The following is a 17,592-nucleotide window of genomic DNA, read 5'->3' on the forward strand; positions in this document are numbered from 1 at the left end:
GCCCCGCGCGCGCTCAGGCGAGCGACAGGACCGCGCTTTCCCGGGTGAGGTGCAGGCGATGGCTCAGGTCCAGCCGCTCCAGCAGGGCCTCGTCGTGGGAGACCACGACCAGCGCGCCGCGATACTGGCGCAACATGCTTTCCAGCGCTTCCAACCCGGCCAGATCCAGGTGGTTGCCCGGTTCGTCGAGCAGCAGCAGGCCGGCCGGCTGCGCGGCGTACAGCACGCAGGCCAGCGCGGCCTTGAGGCGTTCGCCGCCGCTGAGCTGGCCGCTGGGGCCTTCGACGAGGCCGGCGTCCAGCCCCAGCAGGGCCAGCCGGGTGCGCAGCGCGGCCTCGCCGGCGTCGGGATTGGCCGCGCGCAATTGCGCCAGCACGCTGGCGGCGGGATCCAGCCCGGCCAGGCGCTGGTCCAGCCACGCCACCGGCACCTGGGCGGCGCAATCTCCGGCCCGTGGCGCGACCTGCCCCGCCATCGCCCGCAGCAGGGTGGATTTGCCACTGCCGTTGGGACCGGTGACGCCGACCCGCTGGCGGCCGGTGAGGATCAGATCCAGCCCGCGCGCGGTGGCCGGCACGTGCGACAGCACCGCGTCTTGCATGCGCAGGGCGATGCGATCCTGCGCGGCGCTGGCGTCCGGCGCGAACAGCGCCAGTTCGACGGAAGCTTCCTGCTTGCGCGCGGCCTCGCGCAATTGGCCGGCGAGATGTTCGCGCGCGGCCTGCTGGCGGACGGCGAAGCGGCCGGCGCTGTCCTCGCTGCGCGACTTGCGCAGGCCGAGCAGGATCGGCGCCTGGTTGGCGTCGCGCGCGTCGCGGTTGCCGCGTGCCTGCCGGCGTTGCTGGCGCTCCTGCTGCTCGCGCAGCGCGCGTTCCTGGCGCTGCACGGCGGCCTTGGTCTGTTCGAGCTCTCGTTGCACCTGCGCCTGATCCTCGGCTTTGCGCGCCGCGTAGAAGCCGTAGCCGCCGCCATACGTGCGCAGGCCGAGCGGCGACAGTTCCTCGATGCGGGCGAAGGTGTCGAGCAGGCGACGGTCGTGGCTGATCACCAGCAAACCGTTCCGCCATTGCGCCAGTTGCGCGTGCAGGCGCTGGCGCTGCGGGGCGTCGAGGTGGTTGCTGGGCTCGTCGAGGATCAGGAAGTCCGCGTCGGACAGGAACGCACCGGCCAGGGCGACACGCATCGCCTCGCCGCCGCTGAGGGTGGCGGCGGCGCGATCCGGTTCGAGATCCGGCAGACCCTGCGCTTCCAGGGCCTGCGCGAGTCGCTGGCGGATGTCCCAGCGATCGCCCAGGGCGTCGAAGTCATCTCCGTCGGCGCTGCCGGCTTCGATGCGTGCGAGCGCATGGAGCCAGCCATCGACGCCGGCCAATGAGGCCACGGTGGCGCCATCGGGCACATGGATCTGCTGCGGCAGGTAATGCACGCGGCCGCTGGCGTTGCGCTTGCCGGACGTGGGCGCGATCTCGCCGGCCAGCAGGCGCGCGAGCACGCTCTTGCCCACGCCGTTGCGGCCGACCAGTCCGGTGGGACGGCCATCCAGGTGCAGATCGAGATCGGAGAACAGGATCCTGCCGTCGGGCAGGGACAGCGACGCGCGATCGAGCGTCAGGAAAAGATTCGTCATGCGGATTCCAGCGGATGCCATGGAAACTCCCCCGGCGCGCGGGCCGGTGGAAACCAGAGCCGTCAAGGGACGGCGGCATCAGTGGCGCATGGGCGTGGACACCTGGGACGAATCGAGGCCGCGATTCTAGCGGCAAGCTGGTGCGCGGGGCCAGACGCGGGCTGAACGCGGCGCGCGGTGACTACAGCGAGGCGAGCAGTTGGCCGAAGGCTTCGGCGGAGGCTTCGACGTGCGACGACAGGCGATGCGCGTCGTTCACCATCAGCAGGCGCGCGCGGCGGGCGTGCGCCCAGTCGATCACGAGCTGGGCGGGAATCAGTTCGTCATCCCATCCGTGGATGACCGAGACCGGCACGGACGCGGCATCCAGCGCCGGCAGCGGGCCCATGGTGGTCGGCGGGGCCATCAGGAACAGGCCGCGCACCGGCACTTCCAGCGAGATGCGGCCGGCGATGTAGGCGCCGAGGCTGGAACCGGCGAGCACCAGCGGGCCACGGCTCGCGGCCGCCCGCGCCAGTGCGCGCAGACGCTCCAGCCGCGTGGGCACGTCGCCGAGCGAGCTGATGTCGCGGCGCGCGTCCAGATCGGTGTAGTCGGGGCGTTCGTGGGTCCAGCCCAGCCGCGCGGCGACGTCGGCCAGCGCGGTGACCTTGGTGGCGTCGGGGCCGCTTTCGAAACCGTGCGAGAGGATGCAGTGGCCGCGCGGCGACGTCGCGCTCACAGCGCTTCCACCTTGTCGCCCAGACGGAACACGCCGCCTTCGAGGATGCGCGCGCACAGACCACCGTGACCGCGCATGGCGTTGTAGCCGCCGGGGCCGAGCGCGTCTTCCATGCGCGAGCAGGGATCGCATTCGTCGGTGCCTTCCAGCAGCACCTCGCCGATGCGGAACCGGCGATCCTTCAGCGCGATCAGCGGAATGCCGGAGACCACCACGTTCCGCCGCAGCAGCGCCGGTTGCAGATCCGGGCGCGCGGCCAGCGCGGCGATGGCCGGCAGGTGTTCGGCCTGGATGAGGGTGATGCCGCGCTTGCCGCTGCCGCCGGCGTAGCGATCGCCGACCAGACCGATGCCGGCGACGGCTTCCACCTGTTCCACCGGCACCATCACCACATCGCGCGCGGGGCGCAGGCCAATCCATTCCACCTGGCCGACGCGCGGCAGGCGGGCCATCAACCGGGCAAGCGGGGAATCGTCGGACAACGGCATGCGATGCGGCTCCAGCGGGATTCCAGACAGGGTGCCGGCCAGTTTACGCGAATCCCGGTTCATCGCCCCTCGCCCACCGGTGTTCGAGCCGCCGACGATGCAGGCGGCGTTACGACGTGACAGCAAGGAATTCCAGTCCAAAGGCCCAGGGAAGACAACCGTCGCGGCCGTCGGGACTTCTACAATCCCGGATTGCCTTCCTCCCTGGATCACCGGTCATCGAACACACCATGTCAAGCAACGCCCCCGCTTCTTCCCAGGCCCTGGCCGTCTTCCGCCATGGGCGTTCCGGGCCTGTGCTCCTGGCCACCTTCGTGCTGGCGCTGCTCGCGGCGGCTGTATTCGTAGCGTCTCTGGAATTCGCGTTGCCAGAGGACGTGCTGGGCGAAGCCGTTGGCCTCAGCATCCGAGGGATGGACGTGAATGGCCTCACCGGACGATCACTGCTCCGGGGCACTGCGGTTTTCCTGGCGCTGCTGGCCGCCATCGCGGCGCTGGTGCTGACGCGCGTGATCAAACGTCGTCGCGGCCATTTCGAATTGCATCCGGAAGGGATTGTCAGGCAGTTGGGTGCCGAGCGCCTTTATACGCGGTTTGCCGACATCGACGATCTCTATCTGTTCGCATCCGGCCAGACGGCGGTGGCTGGTCTCATCAACAACTTTGCCTATCGCGTGAAAGGTGGTGATTGGATCAAGGCATCGTTTGAACTCAAAGGTTTCCATGATCTGCTGCTGGAGATGCGCAAACAGCATGTCGAGCACCGCTGCCCGCCCATGCATGCCAGGATCGGGAACGGTGAGCGTGTCGTCTTCCGCTACATTGACGGCGGACAGTTCCTCAAGAAGCGCTTGATCGGAAACTTCATGCGGATGAATACCCAGGAACTATCACTATCCGGCGAAGGCCTGAGCGTCGATGGCAAACTCTGGCCATATGCCCAGTTGCAGGCGCTCGACCAGAATGACTGGACCGAACGACTGGCGGTCAAGGCCGGCGACGGCACGACGGTATTTTCGTGCTTTGGACCCGCCCTGTTGAGCGCCGACGTCTTTATCGAGATCTTCGAGGATCTGCGTGTCGCGGCCGTGGGCGCGCCCAGATAAGGCTTCGACGGGAAGAAGCATGATCCGATCCATCCGTTGACCCGCACCACGGTTGCGGGACAAGACTTTGGTATCCGCCCCCTTTCCTCGCGGCTTGATTTAGCATGTGCAGCAACATGCCATCGTCGCCTCCCGTCCTGACCGCCCATCCCCTGCCCTATGAAACGCGGCTGGAGGCGCGTCCGCTGTCGCAGGTGGATCTGGTGGTGATCCACTGCACCGAGCTGCCGGATCTGGCGACGGCGCGCGGGTTTGGCGAGGAGATCCTGTATCCGGATTCGGGCACGGGCAACAGCGGGCATTTCTACATCGATCGCGACGGCAGCGTGCACCAGTACGTCGCGCTGGATCGCATCGCCCATCATGTGCGGGGATACAACCCGCGCGCGATCGGGATCGAGCTGGTGAATACCGGGCGATATCCGCATTGGCTGGCGAGCCACCACCAGCAGATGGAGGAGCCGTATACCGAGGCGCAGATCGCCGCGTTGATTGGACTGCTGCGCTGGTTGCCTTCGCAGGTGCCCGCGCTGCATCTGATTGCCGGGCATGAGGATCTGGACAGGACGTTGGAAGCCGCAAGCGATGACCCGTCGGTGCAGGTGCAACGGAAGCTCGATCCGGGCCCATTGTTTCCGTGGGAGCGGGTGATGGCGGACGTGGCGCTGACGCGGTTGGAGTCTTGATGGGGCTTCCTTGTGGGTTGGGTTTGTGGGTTTTCCGCCAAGAGCGCCCTCACCCCAACCCTCTTCCGCAAGCGGGAGAGGGGACAGCGTTCGCCCGAATCCCCCATCCCGGCCCAAAGGCCCAAGCCCCGCCCCGTATAATCCCCGCCTCCCCGACCCGCCCCGCGAGCCGCCGTGTCCGCCAAGCCCGAACCCGTTGTCAGCGAACTCATCGACCTGCTCTCGCTGGAGCGGCTGGAGGACAACCTGTTCCGCGGCCAGAGCCGCGATATCGGCACCAAGTACGTGTTCGGCGGGCAGGTGCTGGGACAGGCGCTGTCGGCCGCGCAGGCCACGGTGGAAGGCGAAGGCGAGCGCCGGGCGCATTCGCTGCATGCCTACTTCCTGCGCGCCGGCAACATCGAGGCGCCGATCGTCTATGAGGTGGATCGCACGCGCGACGGCGGCAGCTTTTCGGTGCGCCGGGTCACGGCGATCCAGCATGGGCGGGTGATCTTCTTCTGCGCGGCCTCGTTCCAGGGCGAGGAACCCGGCGCGGAACATCAGTTGTCGATGCCCGAGGTGCCGCAGCCGGAGGACATCGAGCCGGCGCCTCCGGTGCCGGCCGAGGTGATGGCGACGCTGCCGATCAAGGTGCAGCGCTGGCTGTCGCGGCGCGGGCCGTTCGAGTTCCGCCACGTGTATCCGCGCGATGAACTGAATCCGCCCAAGCGGCCGCCGTTCCAGCAGGTGTGGTTCCGGCTGAGCGAGAAGGTCGGCGATTCGCCCGAACTGCATCGCGCCCTGCTGGCCTACGCCTCCGATTTCCAGTTGCTGGGCACGGCCACCTATCCGCACGGCATCAGCTATTACCAGCCGAACGTGCAGATGGCCTCGCTGGATCATGCGCTGTGGTTCCACCGCCCGTTCCGCGCCGACGACTGGCTGCTGTATTCGATCGACAGCCCCAGCGCGCAGGGATCGCGCGGGTTGGCGCGCGGGCAGATCTTCGATCGCCATGGGCATCTGGTCGCCAGCACCGCGCAGGAAGGCCTGATCCGGGTCGTGCCCGACGCGCAGGCCGCGGCGGCGGTGCCGGCGAAGGACTGATCGACGATGCGCCAGATTTTCACCAGCCAGCGTCTGGAAACCGTCGAGGGCGTGGCCAAACTGCTGAGCGAGGCCGGCATCGAGGTCCACATCAGCAACGAGCGCTCGTACCGCGGCAAGCGCGGCAGCCAGTTCCGCTACACCGAGCCGGTGCCGAAAGGCCTGCAACCGGCGGTATGGGTGCGGCATCCGGAGGACCAGCCGCGCGCGCGCCAGATCCTGCGCGAGGCCGGGTTGCTGGAGACCACCCGCCCCGGCGCGGGTCCGGCGCCGCTGACCTTCACCAGCCCCCAGGACGAGCCGCCGAAGCGGAGTTCCTGGGCCTGGCGCATCCGCCTGATCCTGCTGGGCCTGATCGCGTTGGCGGCGGTGTTCACGGTGCTGCGCCATCGCGCGCCGCGCCCGGCCGCTCCGGCTCCGGCGCCCGCCACGGTCCCGGCCACGCCCGCGCAGCGAGCCCCGGCTCCCGCCGATGAGGCGGAGGAAGAGGACACCCTGCGCGTGCAGGTGAAGCCGGCTTCCGGCGGCTGATCCGGTCCGGTCACATTTTCCGGGCGGTCTCGTCCCGGGGATCAGGAACCCACGGAAGCCCTGCCCCGATGAACGCCCAGACCCTCGAGCTGATGCTGCAACACGAACTGCCCGCCGCCGCGCGCGGCAGCCAGGACGCCTATGGCCGCATCGTCAGCGCCTGCCAGAACACGGTCACCGCGATCGCCTTCGCCATCACCCGCGACGTGCAGGCCAGCGAGGACATCGCGCAGGAAGCCTTCCTGCGCGCCTGGCAGCAACTGGACCGGCTGAAGAACAGCACCAGCTTCCTGCCCTGGCTGCGCCAGATCACCCGCAACCTGGCGCGCGACTACCTGCGCACCCAGCACCACAAGCCGATGTCGGGCGAAGCGGCGGAACTGGCGATCAATCTGACCGCCGATCCTTCGCCCTCGCCGGCCGAGCATCTGCTGCGCACGGAAGAGGAAATCGTCGCCGCCGACATCATTTCGTCGCTGCCGGAGGACGCCCGCGAAACCCTGCTGCTGTTCTATCGCGAAGGCCAGAGTTCGCTGCAGGTGGCCGAGCTGCTGGGCCTGAGCGACGCGGCAGTGCGCAAGCGGCTGTCGCGGGCGCGTAGCATCGTGCGCGAGGAAATGCTCAAGCGCTTCGGCGAATTCGCCCGCTCCACCGCGCCCGGCGCGGCCTTCACCGTGCTGGTGGTCAGCGGCCTGATGAGCGCGGCACCGGTCGCCAGCGCCGCGGTGGCGATTGGCGCCGGCGCGGTCGGCGTGGGTTCGGCCGGCGCCGGCAAGCTGGGCGCCAGCGGGCTGGGCGTGTCCTCGCTGTCCGGCGGCACCGCGATGGGCACACTGATGGGTGCCTACGACACCCTGGCCCACGGTGGCGTCACCGCCGGTTTCTCGCTCGGAGCGGTGGTCGGCGGCGTGGCCGGCGGCGCGCTGGGCGCGTATTTCGGCGGCCGCCTGCTGCTGAGTTTTGCCGATACCGGGACCGAGCGCGCGCAGTTGCGCCGCTTCATCCGCATGAACACCGCCACCGCCGCGGCCGTCGGCATCATCATCATGGCCGCGGCCATCTTCAGCCGCGGCTGGTTGCCGATGACCCTGGCGGCGGTGATCGGCATGACGGTCATCAACTACCAGTGCATGGTGCCGCTGCGCCGGATGATGCTGCCCATGGTCGCGCGCGATGTGGCCCGGCGCGGCCACAAGCGGATGGCCTGGCTCTACGAGAGCATGTACGGCATGACCGGCGTGATGTTCGCTTCGGTGCTGGCGTTTGGCGGCATGATTGTGTCGATGAAGGTGTCGGGGCGGTTTTGAGTTCAGGAGAGGCTGCGCGGGCTTCCGGCCGTCGCCACCTCCGCGTCGTCATCACAGCGAACGCTGCGAGCCAGCCCCCATTCCGACCTCCCCCGCACGCGGAGGAAGGGGCGGAGCACGCATCAACTCCTTCAGGAAACTGGCAGCGTACGGACACGGCTCCCTCCCCCGCGTGCGGGGGAAGGGGTGGAGCGCAGCAAACTCATTCCTCCGGCTTGCCAGGAGGCTGGTGGCGTGCGGACATGGCTCCCTCCCCCGCTTGCGGGGGAGGGCTGGGGTGGGGGCGAACGCACGCGGCCCGCTCCCCGCGAAGGTGGATGCATCGCAAAGAGATGGATTCCAGCTTCCGCTGCAATGACGGGAGAAGGGATTTCTGAACTTCCCCGGCTCCGTTGGTCCGACGAACGCAGGAACACACCCCCATCCCAGCCTTCCCCCGCACGCGGGGGAAGGGGCGGAGCGCAGCAAACTCATTCCTCCGGCTTGCGGGGAGGCTGGTGGCGTGCGGACATGGCTCCCTCCCCCGCTTGCGGGGGAAGGGCGGAGAAAGCACCGGGTCACATCGCGTCTCCCCGGGCGTCTGTGCTTCCATAGCCGCCTGGGAGCCGACCGCCGATGACCGCCGCCACGCTGGAACTGACCCTGCGCCATGAGTTTCCCGCCGCCCAGCGGGGGGATCGCGATGCCTACGGGCGGATCATCGGCGCCTGCCAGAACACCGTCACCGCGATCGCCTACGCGATCACCCGCGACGTGCACGCCAGCGAGGACATCGCCCAGGAAGCCTTCCTGAAGGCCTGGAAGCATCTGGGCAGCCTGAAGAATCCGGACAGCCTGCTGCCCTGGCTGCGCCAGATCACCCGCAACCTGGCCCGCGACCACCTGCGCGCCGGCCAATACCGGCCGCTGACCGGCGAAGGCGCGGACATCGCCATCGAACTGGCCACCGACACCGCGCCGACGCCGGCGGAAATGATGCTGCAGACCGAGCAGGAACGGGTGGCCGCCGATGTCATCGCCGCGCTGCCGGAGGACAGCCGCGAAGTGCTGCTGCTGTATTACCGCGAAAGCCAGAGCTCCCAGCAGGTCGCGCACCTGCTGGGCCTGACCGACGCGGCGGTGCGCAAGCGGCTGTCGCGGGCGCGCGGCTACGTGCGCGAGGAATTGATGAAGCACTTCGGCGAGTTCGCCCGCGGAAGCGCGCCGGGCGCGGCATTCGCCAGCCTCGTGCTGGGCGCGCTGGCGGTGGGCGCGCCACCGACCGCCGCTGCGGCCGTGCTGGGCACCGGTTCGGCGCTGGCTGGCAAGGGCGTGCTGAAGGTGCTGGGCGCGTCATTCGGCGCGGTCGCCTTCGGCCTGATTGGCGGCATCGGCGCGGTCTGGTTTGGCATCCGCAAACAACTGCGGGAACCGTTCGACGCGCGGGAACGTCGTGGCCTGATTCTCTATGGCGCGGTCAGCACCGCGATGATCCTGCTGTTCGTGGTCGGCGCTTCGGCGCTGTCGAAGGTGCCGGGCTGGATTCCGCACGTGCTCCTGACGGCGGCCTACTGCGGCGGCATCATGTGGTCGTGCAGCCGCTGGCTGCCGCGGATCCTGGCACGCCGGCGCGCGCGCGACATGGCGGCGGACCCGGTCACCGAAACCGCCAACGAGGTGCGCCGGCGCAGGTGGCGGGTCGTCGGCGTGACCACGGGACTGGTGCTGGGGTTCGGCGGACTGCTGTACGGGTTGATCTCGAGCGGGCGGCTGACGTTCTGAGCGGTTCGCCTGGCGCCGTATTCGTTCGTCGCGGCTGTGAATCAGGCTGCCATCACCGTGGAGTCACGGCAGGATCTCCCTCCGTACCGGGTGTTTCCAGCCTTTTGATTTCCCTTCGCGACTTACGCCGCTCCCACAACTAAGGAGCCGTCGCGGAGATGACGCCGGCCGCGCATGGCGGCCGGTGTGCGTTGGAACGATGCGCTGCGTGGCTCAGCGCGGCGAACGCGGTTTCAGTTCGTCCTGGCTGAGGAAGCCGTCCTTGTTCGCGTCGAGCTGATCGAAGCGCTCGGCCAGGCGCGGCTTGCCCTTGGCTTCGTCGCGGCTGATGCGGCCATCCTTGTTGGCGTCGGCGGCGGCGAAACGCTCGGCGCCACGCGCCTGCATGCGCTGCTGGAACTGCGCGCGCCGGTTGGCATCGGCGGTGTCGATCTCGGCGCGGGTCAGCTTGCCGTCCTTGTCGGTGTCGGCGTTGGCGAACCATTCGTCACGGCGCTGCTTGCCGCGCAGTTCGCGATCCTTGGCGTCGACGTAACCGTCGCCGTTCGCATCCATCTTCGCGAAATGCTCGGCGAAGCGCGGTTGCTTGCCGGCTTCGGTCCTGCTGATGCGGCCGTCACCATCGGTATCCAGCTGCTTCATCATCCCGCCATGGTCGCCGGGGCCACGACGATGGCCGCCGCCCATGCCGTGGCGGCGATGCGGGCGCTCCTCGGCGCTGAGCTTGCCGTCCTTGTTCTTGTCGAGCGTGTCGAAATGCCCGGCCAGGCGCGGATGCGCGGCGGCTTCGGCGCGATCCACGACGCCGTCGCCGTTCTTGTCCAGAACCGGACGCGAGGCGCCCGCCGCCGGCGCGGACTGGGTGGCGGCGAAGGCGGTGCCGGCGGCGAGCGCGGTCAGCACGGCCACCACGAGCAGGGTCTTGTTGCGGGTCATGTTCGGGTTCTCCTGATCACGCGGCGCGGTTGCGCCACTGACCGGGAAAACGCCCGGCGGTCGCCACGGTTGACGCGGCGACGAGCGGATTCAGGTTCCAGCCGGTCGCATGCGCCGCGACGACGGCCGCGCAGTATGCTGGCCGCATGGTCCACGCCTTCGCCCGCGCCGTTTCCATTCTCGGACACCCGATGCTGGTGCTGCCGGTGGCGGCGCTGTTGCTGGCGACACGCACCCTGGGCGCGCGCGAGGCGGCGTGGATGGGACTGGGTTTCGCCGTGTTCGCCGCGCTGGTGATGGGCTGGTCGGGCTGGCAGGTGCGGCGTGGCCGCTGGCAGCACGTGGACGCGAGCCGGCACGAGGAACGCCGGACCTTGAACCGTTTCCTGCTGGTCGCGCTGGCGCTGGCGGCGGTGCTGGGCTGGGCCGCCGGCCAGCCGGTGCAACTGGCGCTGGGGCTCATCCTGGCGGCGGCGCTGATCGCGGTGGCGATGCTGGGCGCACGGTGGTGCAAGCTGTCGCTGCACATGGCCTTCGTGATCTACGCGGCGATCCTGCCGGGGCAGATCCATCCGGGCTGGGGCGCCGTCGGGTTGGCGTTCGCCGCATTGGTGGCGTGGTCGCGACTGAAACTGCGCCGGCACGTGCCGCGCGATCTGGTGGCCGGCGCGCTGGCCGGCGCGGTCGCGGGCGGCGTGTTCGTCTGGCTCGCTCCGAAACTGGCGGGGGCGTGATGGGCAACAACCCTCCGCAGCCGGCCGAAGATCTGCGCCTGTTCCACACCGGCGAGCATCCCTGCGGCTACTGGCCGGATCGCAATGCCCGCGATCTGGTGCTGGATCCGCGCGATCCGCGTCTGCCGATGTTCTACCCCAACGCGCTGGCGTGGGGCTTCCGCCGTTCCGGCGACATCGTCTACCGGCCGCACTGCCTGGGTTGCCAGGCATGCGTGGCGGTGCGCATTCCGGTGGAACGGTTCCAGCCGGATCGCAGCCAGCGCCGCTGCGCGCGGCAGAACCCGGACGTCGATGTGCGCGTGAAGGCGGCCGAACGCAGCGAGGAACACGTCGCGCTGTACCAGCGTTACCTGACCGCGCGGCACCCGCTGGGCGGCATGGACGATCACGGCGCGGTCGAGTTCGAGCAGTTCCTGATCGGCAGCTGGGCCAACAGCCGCTTCCTGGAACTGCGCGAACACGGACGGCTGCTGGCGGTGGCAGTCACCGACGTGCTGCCGGAAGCGCTGTCGGCGGTGTACACCTTCTACGATCCGGACCTGGCCGCGCGCGGACTGGGCACGCTGGCGATCCTGCGCCAGCTTGACTGGGCGCGCCGCGAGGGCCTGCCGCACCTGTATCTGGGCTACTGGATCCACGGGCATCGGAAAATGGACTACAAGCGCCGCTTCCAGCCGCTGGAAGCCTACGACGGGCGCGGCTGGCGGGACTTCCAGCCGCCGCCGGACCCGTAACCGCGCTGTCATCGGCGGCGATGGCGCCCATGTCAGAATGGCGGCATGCGAATCTTCCTCCTGCCCGCCTGCCTGCTTTCCCTGCTCACTGCCTGCGTGAACGTCAACGTGCACGGTGATCCCGCCGCCGCCCTCGCCGACAGCTCCGCGCGGCTGCGCGTGGCCACCTACAACACCTCGCTGTATTCGGACGAAGCCGGTGGCGTGATCAGCGAACTGGAGGGCGACAGCGCGCATGCGCGCAAGATCGCCGCGGTGCTGCAGAAGGTACGCCCGGATCTGGTGCTGCTCAACGAGTTCGATTACGACGACGCGCATCTCGCGGCGGATCTGTTCCAGCGGCGTTATCTGGAAGTGGCCCAACCCGGCGGCGGCGAAGCGCTGCGTTATCCCTATCGCTACCTGGCGCCGGTCAACACCGGCGTGCCCAGCGGGCTGGATCTGGACAACAACGGCGAGGCCGGCGGCGAAGGCCGCGCGCGCGGCAACGATGCCTGGGGTTACGGCCTGCATCCTGGCCAATACGGGATGCTGGTGCTGTCGAAGCATCCCATCGACGCCGCGCAGGTGCGCAGCTTCCAGTTGCTGCGCTGGAGCACCCTGCCCGGCGCGGCGCGTCCGGTCGATCCGGCCACCGGGAAATCCTGGTATCGGGATGATGTGTGGGCCCAATTGCGGCTGTCGTCGAAGTCGCATTGGGATGTGCCGGTGAGCACGCCGAGTGGCGTCGTGCATTTCCTGGTCTCGCATCCGACTCCGCCGGTGTTCGACAGTCCGGAGGATCGCAACGGCGCGCGCAACCACGACGAGCTGCGTCTGTGGCACGAATACATCAGCGCGGGCGACAAGCCCTGGCTGTGCGACGACGCGGGCATCTGCGGCGGGCTGGCGCAGGAGGCGCGCTTCGTCATCGCCGGTGATCTCAACAACGATCCGGTCGATGGCGATGGCCGCCACGACGCGATCCTGGAACTGCTGGAGCATCCGCGGGTGATGCGCCACGCCACTCCGCAGAGCCGGGGCGGCGCCGAGACCGCCGAAGCGTACGCCGCCAAGGGCATCGCCCATCGCGGCGCGCCGGGCCACGTGACCGGCGATTTCGGCCCGAAAGCCGGCGCGATGCGGCTGGATTACGTGCTGCCCTCGACCGGCTTCGCCTATGAAGGTGGTGGCGTGTTCTGGCCCGCGAAAGCGGAAGCGGACGCCGCCATCGCCGATGGCAGCGATCATCACCTGGTGTGGGCGGATCTGAAGCCCTGAGAGGCTGTTTCTTTCCTTGTGGGAGCGACATCAGTCGCGACCGCAATCCAACCGGTTGAGATAAAGCGCGACACTCGGGATGTCGGGGCACGCGCCCCGGGTGTTCCCGGCCCGTTGATGGTTCCGTCGCGACTCACGTCGCTCCCACAAGGGTGTGCTCTGCAGGAGAGACGCAGTCGCGGCCGTGACCAACGCAGATCAAGGCAAGCGCGACGCAGGGGGACGGATGGTCGCGCGCCCCCGACGTTCCTTGCCTGTCGGTTTTTCCGTCGCGACTCACGTCGCTCCCACAGGAAAGTGTCCTTGTGGGAGCGACGTGAGTCGCGAATGCGGGATGCGGGGCGCCTAGGACCCCACCACCGTCGTGCGCGGGCTGAAGCCGATGGCGCCGTCGCTGCGGGCGGAGACGATCATCTTGACCATGCTGCCCGGGATCATCACTTCGATCTGCACGGTCTTGCCGTCGGGCGCGAGGCCTTCCAGGGTCATTTCGATCAGCGCGCCGGCGGTGTCGATCTCGCGGCACAGGATGTGCGGCTCGCCACCTTCCACCTGCACCAGATAGGGTTTGATCGCCTCGCCCAGCGCCTCCAGCGCCTGCGGGAAGAAGAACACCGCGTAGCCTTCGTTTCCGTTCATCGTCCGATCCTTACTTGAGTTCGATGCCGAGGGCGTCGGCGGCGTCGCGCGCGATGGCGCGGGCGGTGTCGATGTCGGCGGCGCGCGCCAGGGTCACGCCGACCCGGCGATGCCCCTCCACGCGCGGCTTGCCGAACAGGCGCAGCGCGGTGTCCGGCGCCGCCAGCGCCTTGTCCACGTTCGAGAACACCGGTACGCCATGGCCGTGCGCCAGCACCGCGCAGGAGGCCGACAGGCCCTGCTGGCGGATGACCGGAACCGGCAGGCCGAGGATGGCACGCGCGTGCAGCGCGAATTCGCTCAGTTCCTGCGAAACCAGGGTGACCAGGCCGGTGTCGTGCGGACGCGGCGAGACTTCGCTGAACCACACCTCGTCACCATTGACGAAGAGCTCCACCCCGAACACGCCCCAGCCACCGAGATCGTCGGTGACCGCGCGCGCCACCGCCTGCGCGTTTTCCAGCGCGCGCGCCGACATCGGCTGCGGCTGCCAGCTCTCGCGATAGTCGCCGTCGCGCTGCAGGTGGCCGATGGGCTCGCAGAACGAGGTGCCGCCGGCGTGGCGCACGGTCAGCAGGGTGATTTCGTAGTCGAAGTCGATGAAGCCCTCGACGATGCAGCGGCCGGCGCCGGCGCGGCCGCCGGTCTGCGCGTATTCCCAGGCCGGCGCGATGTCGGCGTCGCCGTGCACCGTGCTCTGACCCTTGCCGGAGGACGACATCACCGGCTTGACCACGCACGGCAGGCCGATCGCGGCGATGGCCTCGCGGTACTCGGCCTCGGTGTCGACGAAACGGTACGGCGAGGTCGGCAGGCCGAGGGTTTCGGCGGCCAGCCGGCGGATGCCTTCGCGATCCATGGTCAGGCGGGCGGCGCGCGCGGTCGGGATGACCCGGACCGCGCCCTCGCCTTCCAGCGCCACCAGGGTATCGGTGTGGATGGCCTCGATCTCCGGGACGATCACATGCGGCCGTTCCTGCGCGACCAGCGCGCGGACGGCGGCCGGATCCAGCATGTCCAGCACATGCGCCCGGTGCGCGACCTGCATGGCCGGGGCGTCGGCGTAGCGGTCGGCGGCGATGACTTCCACGCCCAGCCGCTGCAGCTCCAGCGCGACCTCCTTGCCCAGTTCACCCGACCCGAGCAGCAGAACCCGGGTGGCGTGGGGGCTGAGCGGGGTGCCGAGGTCGACCATGGAGCGGAATTCCGATGCGGGTGGGGAGCGGCATTCTACCGGCCCGGCCCTCCCGCCTGCCCCAGCCGACGGACGGCACTTGTCATCTGATATCATTTTGATATCTTTTTACGGAACAAGGAGAGACCACCATGAAAGAGAACCCCATCCGCTCGCTGCCCGGCATTCCCTTCCTGCTCGCCGTCCTGGCGGTGACCGCCCTGGCCATCTGGCTGTTCGCCACCGGCATCGGCCCCGATCCGAAACACGCCGGGGTCGTCTCCGGCCTGCGCATCGCCACCGGCGTCATCCTGGGCGTGCTGGCCTTCTTCAGCCTGATCGGCCTGTACACCGTGCAGCCCAACCAGGCCGCGGTGATCAGCCTGTTCGGCAAGTACGTCGGCACCGTCAAGGACAACGGCCTGCGCTGGAACAACCCCTTCTACTCGAAGAAGAAGATCAGCCTGCGCGTGCGCAACTTCGAAAGCGGCAAGCTCAAGGTCAATGAACTGGACGGCAGCCCGATCGAAATCGCCGCGGTGATCGTCTGGCAGGTGGTCGATGCCTCCGAGGCCGTCTACAACGTGGACGACTACGAGAGCTTCGTGCACATCCAGTCCGAATCCGCGCTGCGGGCGATGGCGACCAGCTATCCGTACGACCAGCACGAGGAAGGCCAGCTGGCGCTGCGCAGCCACGCCACCGAGATTTCCCAGCACCTGAAGAACGAACTGGCCGAGCGCCTGGCCGATGCCGGCGTACAGGTCATCGACGCGCGCATCAGCCATCTGGCCTACGCGCCGGAAATCGCCCAGGCGATGCTGCAGCGCCAGCAGGCCAACGCGGTGATCGCGGCGCGCACCCGCATCGTCGCCGGCGCGGTCGGCATGGTCGAGATGGCGCTGGCCGAGCTGCAGAAGAACGGCGTGGTGCAACTGGACGAGGAGCGCAAGGCGCAGATGGTCAGCAACCTGCTGGTGGTGCTGTGCGGCGATCGCAGCACCCAGCCGATCGTCAACACCGGCTCGCTGTACTGAGCCGGGCAGCGGACAGGCGTCGTGGCAGAGAAGAAAGCCTATCCCCTGCGCATCAGCGCCGACGTGCTGAACGCGGCGCAGCGCTGGGCGGATGACGAACTGCGTTCGCTCAACGCGCAGATCGAATACGTGCTGCGCGATGCGCTGCGCAGGGCCGGGCGCCTGCCCAAACCCGCGTCGTCCGCTGAATCCGACGACGACACCTAGCCGCGCGATCCGGCGCATGGCGACGGACCCGCGGAGCAAGCGACACAAGGAGAAGGACATGAGCAAGCGTTGGACCTACCAGGTCATCGAAGTGAAGCCCGGCCTGATGGGCGGCCTCAAGCATGAGGAATTGCAGAGCGAACTCAATCGCCAGGGCGCACAGGGGTGGGAGCTGGTCAACATTGTCGTGCCCGCGCCGATGACCGCGGTGCAGATGGTGTTCAAGAAGGAGGCTTGAGATGCGTGTTTCGTTGTGGATCGCGCTGCTGCTGGGCGCGCTGTTCTCCCCTGCCGTTTTCGCCGCCGACGCACCCGGGACGCTTGCCAACCGCCTGCTGGATCGCCTCCAGGCCGGCGACTATGCCGCCGCCGAGGCGATGTTCTCGCCGGAGATGGCCACGGCGGTCCCGCAGGACAAACTGAAGGCCGTGTGGGAATCCCTGCACGCGCAATTCGGAGGGTTGCAATCGCGCGACGAACCCGAGGTCACCCCGCATCAGGACACGCACTTCGTCGTGATCCGGCTGGAATTCGCCAAAGGTCCCCTCAACGCGCAGGTCGCGGTGAACGCAAAGGGACAGGTCGCCGGTTTCCTGCTGAAACCGATGCCGGTGCCGCCGCCGGCCGCCACGCCTGTTCCCGCCGATGCGTCCCACCTGGAGCGCGACCTCACCGTGGGTAACGGCGAACAGGCGCTGGCCGCCACCCTGGCGATGCCCAAGGGCGCCGGTCCGTTCCCGGCGGTGGTGCTGGTGCACGGTTCCGGTCCGCAGGATCGCAACGAAACCATCGGCCCGAACCGCCCGTTCCTGGACATCGCCCGTGGCCTGGCGGCGCAGGGCATCGCGGTGCTGCGCTACGAGAAGCGCAGCAAGGCGCGTCCGCAGGATTTCAGCGGCGACAAACCGTTCACCATCGATGACGAGGTCACCGACGATGCGGTCGCCGCCGTCGCCACCCTGCGCGCCCAGCCCGGCGTCGACGGCAAGCGCGTGTTCGTGCTCGGCCACAGCATGGGCGGCATGCTGGCGCCGCGCATCGCGCAGCGCTCGGGCCACGTGGCCGGGCTGATCCTGTTCGCCGCGCCCGCGCGTTCGCTGCTGACGATCCTGCCGGAGCAGAACCGCTACCTGCTGGGCCAGCGCGGCCCGGTGGACTCGGCAGCACAGGCGTTCCTCGACAAGCTGGATACGCAGATCGCCCATGTGCGCGGCGACGCGCCCGACGATTCCACCAACACGCCGCTGGGCCTCCCCGCGCGCTACTGGCGCTCGCTGGAAGCCATCGATCCGGTGGCCGAAGCCAAGGCGACCCACCTTCCTCTGCTGCTGTTGCAGGGCGGCCGCGACTTCCAGGTTGTCGATACGGACTGGCAGCGCTGGCGCGAAAGCCTGGCCGGCGATCGCAGAGCCACGTTCAAGCACTATCCGGCGCTGAACCACCTGGGCATCGCCGGCGAAGGCGCCGGCACGCTGTCCGAGTACCAGCGCCCGGGCCAGGTCGATCCACAACTGATCACCGACGTCGGCAACTGGATCAAGGAACACTGAGC

The 17,592-nt window shown here is 68.8% G+C and carries 20 protein-coding genes; 13 read left to right on the forward strand and 7 right to left on the reverse strand.

Going from position 1 to position 17,592, the window contains the following annotated elements:
- Positions 1-13: 13 nt before the first annotated feature.
- The 3 genes from AC3DEZ_RS08575 to AC3DEZ_RS08585 form a co-directional block, all read right to left on the reverse strand.
- Complete coding sequence (locus AC3DEZ_RS08575) at positions 14-1,627, reverse strand: ABC-F family ATP-binding cassette domain-containing protein (RefSeq protein ID WP_488387834.1); 1,614 nt, start codon at positions 1,625-1,627, stop codon at positions 14-16.
- 181 nt (positions 1,628-1,808) lie between these two features.
- Positions 1,809-2,348 (reverse strand): hypothetical protein, encoded by a 540-nt coding sequence (locus AC3DEZ_RS08580; protein WP_488387835.1) that lies wholly within the window; start codon positions 2,346-2,348, stop codon positions 1,809-1,811.
- A complete protein-coding gene (locus AC3DEZ_RS08585) occupies positions 2,345-2,836 on the reverse strand; it encodes an MOSC domain-containing protein (protein ID WP_488387950.1) in 492 nt (163 codons plus the stop codon). The genes AC3DEZ_RS08580 and AC3DEZ_RS08585 overlap by 4 nt, the downstream gene beginning before the upstream one ends.
- Positions 2,837-3,066: 230 nt before the next feature.
- Here AC3DEZ_RS08585 and AC3DEZ_RS08590 point away from each other — a divergent pair, with 230 nt between their 5' ends.
- From AC3DEZ_RS08590 to AC3DEZ_RS08615, 6 genes are all read left to right on the forward strand, one after another.
- Positions 3,067-3,942 (forward strand): hypothetical protein, encoded by an 876-nt coding sequence (locus AC3DEZ_RS08590; RefSeq protein WP_488387836.1) that lies wholly within the window; start codon positions 3,067-3,069, stop codon positions 3,940-3,942.
- Positions 3,943-4,058: 116 nt separating this feature from the next.
- Positions 4,059-4,628 (forward strand): N-acetylmuramoyl-L-alanine amidase, encoded by a 570-nt coding sequence (locus AC3DEZ_RS08595; protein ID WP_488387837.1) that lies wholly within the window; start codon positions 4,059-4,061, stop codon positions 4,626-4,628.
- Positions 4,629-4,802: 174 nt separating this feature from the next.
- A complete protein-coding gene (gene tesB, locus AC3DEZ_RS08600) occupies positions 4,803-5,717 on the forward strand; it encodes an acyl-CoA thioesterase II (protein ID WP_447102870.1) in 915 nt (304 codons plus the stop codon).
- Between the two features lie 6 nt (positions 5,718-5,723).
- On the forward strand, positions 5,724-6,248 hold the full coding sequence (locus tag AC3DEZ_RS08605) for a pathogenicity-like protein (RefSeq protein WP_488387838.1): 525 nt from the start codon (positions 5,724-5,726) through the stop codon (positions 6,246-6,248).
- 68 nt (positions 6,249-6,316) lie between these two features.
- Positions 6,317-7,555, forward strand: coding sequence for an RNA polymerase sigma factor (locus tag AC3DEZ_RS08610; protein ID WP_488387839.1), 1,239 nt, complete (start codon positions 6,317-6,319; stop codon positions 7,553-7,555).
- A gap of 615 nt (positions 7,556-8,170) precedes the next feature.
- The gene (locus AC3DEZ_RS08615; protein ID WP_488387840.1) at positions 8,171-9,316 is read left to right on the forward strand and encodes an RNA polymerase sigma factor; all 1,146 of its coding nucleotides are present in this window, start codon (positions 8,171-8,173) and stop codon (positions 9,314-9,316) included.
- Positions 9,317-9,529: 213 nt separating this feature from the next.
- On the opposite strand, the gene AC3DEZ_RS08620 is transcribed toward AC3DEZ_RS08615, so the two are convergent.
- Positions 9,530-10,252 (reverse strand): EF-hand domain-containing protein, encoded by a 723-nt coding sequence (locus tag AC3DEZ_RS08620; RefSeq protein WP_488387841.1) that lies wholly within the window; start codon positions 10,250-10,252, stop codon positions 9,530-9,532.
- Positions 10,253-10,268: 16 nt separating this feature from the next.
- Positions 10,269-10,400, reverse strand: a complete 132-nt coding sequence (locus AC3DEZ_RS08625) for a hypothetical protein (RefSeq protein WP_488387842.1) — start codon at positions 10,398-10,400, stop codon at positions 10,269-10,271.
- Here AC3DEZ_RS08625 and AC3DEZ_RS08630 point away from each other — a divergent pair.
- Genes AC3DEZ_RS08630 through AC3DEZ_RS08640 form a run of 3 tightly spaced genes read left to right on the forward strand, consistent with a single transcriptional unit; the run spans position 10,399 to position 12,983 of the window.
- Positions 10,399-10,986: a hypothetical protein gene (locus AC3DEZ_RS08630; RefSeq protein ID WP_488387843.1), complete on the forward strand. Its 588-nt coding sequence runs from the start codon at positions 10,399-10,401 to the stop codon at positions 10,984-10,986. The genes AC3DEZ_RS08625 and AC3DEZ_RS08630 overlap by 2 nt on opposite strands.
- Positions 10,986-11,723, forward strand: a complete 738-nt coding sequence (locus tag AC3DEZ_RS08635) for an arginyltransferase (RefSeq protein ID WP_488387844.1) — start codon at positions 10,986-10,988, stop codon at positions 11,721-11,723. Before AC3DEZ_RS08630 ends, AC3DEZ_RS08635 begins: the two co-directional genes overlap by 1 nt.
- A gap of 45 nt (positions 11,724-11,768) precedes the next feature.
- The gene (locus tag AC3DEZ_RS08640) at positions 11,769-12,983 is read left to right on the forward strand and encodes an endonuclease/exonuclease/phosphatase family protein (protein WP_488387845.1); all 1,215 of its coding nucleotides are present in this window, start codon (positions 11,769-11,771) and stop codon (positions 12,981-12,983) included.
- A 345-nt stretch (positions 12,984-13,328) separates the two neighbouring features.
- On the opposite strand, the gene AC3DEZ_RS08645 is transcribed toward AC3DEZ_RS08640, so the two are convergent.
- Together AC3DEZ_RS08645 and purT are read right to left on the reverse strand one after the other, a co-directional pair.
- Entirely contained in the window at positions 13,329-13,622 is a 294-nt protein-coding gene (locus AC3DEZ_RS08645) for a hypothetical protein (RefSeq protein ID WP_141456134.1), read from the reverse strand.
- A gap of 10 nt (positions 13,623-13,632) precedes the next feature.
- Positions 13,633-14,817: a formate-dependent phosphoribosylglycinamide formyltransferase gene (purT, locus tag AC3DEZ_RS08650; RefSeq protein WP_488387846.1), complete on the reverse strand. Its 1,185-nt coding sequence runs from the start codon at positions 14,815-14,817 to the stop codon at positions 13,633-13,635.
- 131 nt (positions 14,818-14,948) lie between these two features.
- On the opposite strand from purT, the gene AC3DEZ_RS08655 reads away from it, so the two are divergent.
- From AC3DEZ_RS08655 to AC3DEZ_RS08670, 4 genes are read left to right on the forward strand one after another with little or no spacing between them, the layout of a single operon-like run.
- Entirely contained in the window at positions 14,949-15,833 is an 885-nt protein-coding gene (locus AC3DEZ_RS08655) for an SPFH domain-containing protein (protein ID WP_488387847.1), read from the forward strand.
- A 21-nt stretch (positions 15,834-15,854) separates the two neighbouring features.
- Complete coding sequence (locus AC3DEZ_RS08660; RefSeq protein WP_488387848.1) at positions 15,855-16,040, forward strand: type II toxin-antitoxin system antitoxin; 186 nt, start codon at positions 15,855-15,857, stop codon at positions 16,038-16,040.
- A gap of 58 nt (positions 16,041-16,098) precedes the next feature.
- A complete protein-coding gene (locus AC3DEZ_RS08665; protein ID WP_488387849.1) occupies positions 16,099-16,278 on the forward strand; it encodes a DUF4177 domain-containing protein in 180 nt (59 codons plus the stop codon).
- A 1-nt stretch (position 16,279) separates the two neighbouring features.
- A complete protein-coding gene (locus tag AC3DEZ_RS08670; RefSeq protein WP_488387850.1) occupies positions 16,280-17,590 on the forward strand; it encodes an alpha/beta hydrolase in 1,311 nt (436 codons plus the stop codon).
- The last annotated feature ends 2 nt before the right edge of the window (positions 17,591-17,592 follow it).

The organism is Pseudoxanthomonas sp. 134C1, from assembly GCF_057773065.1.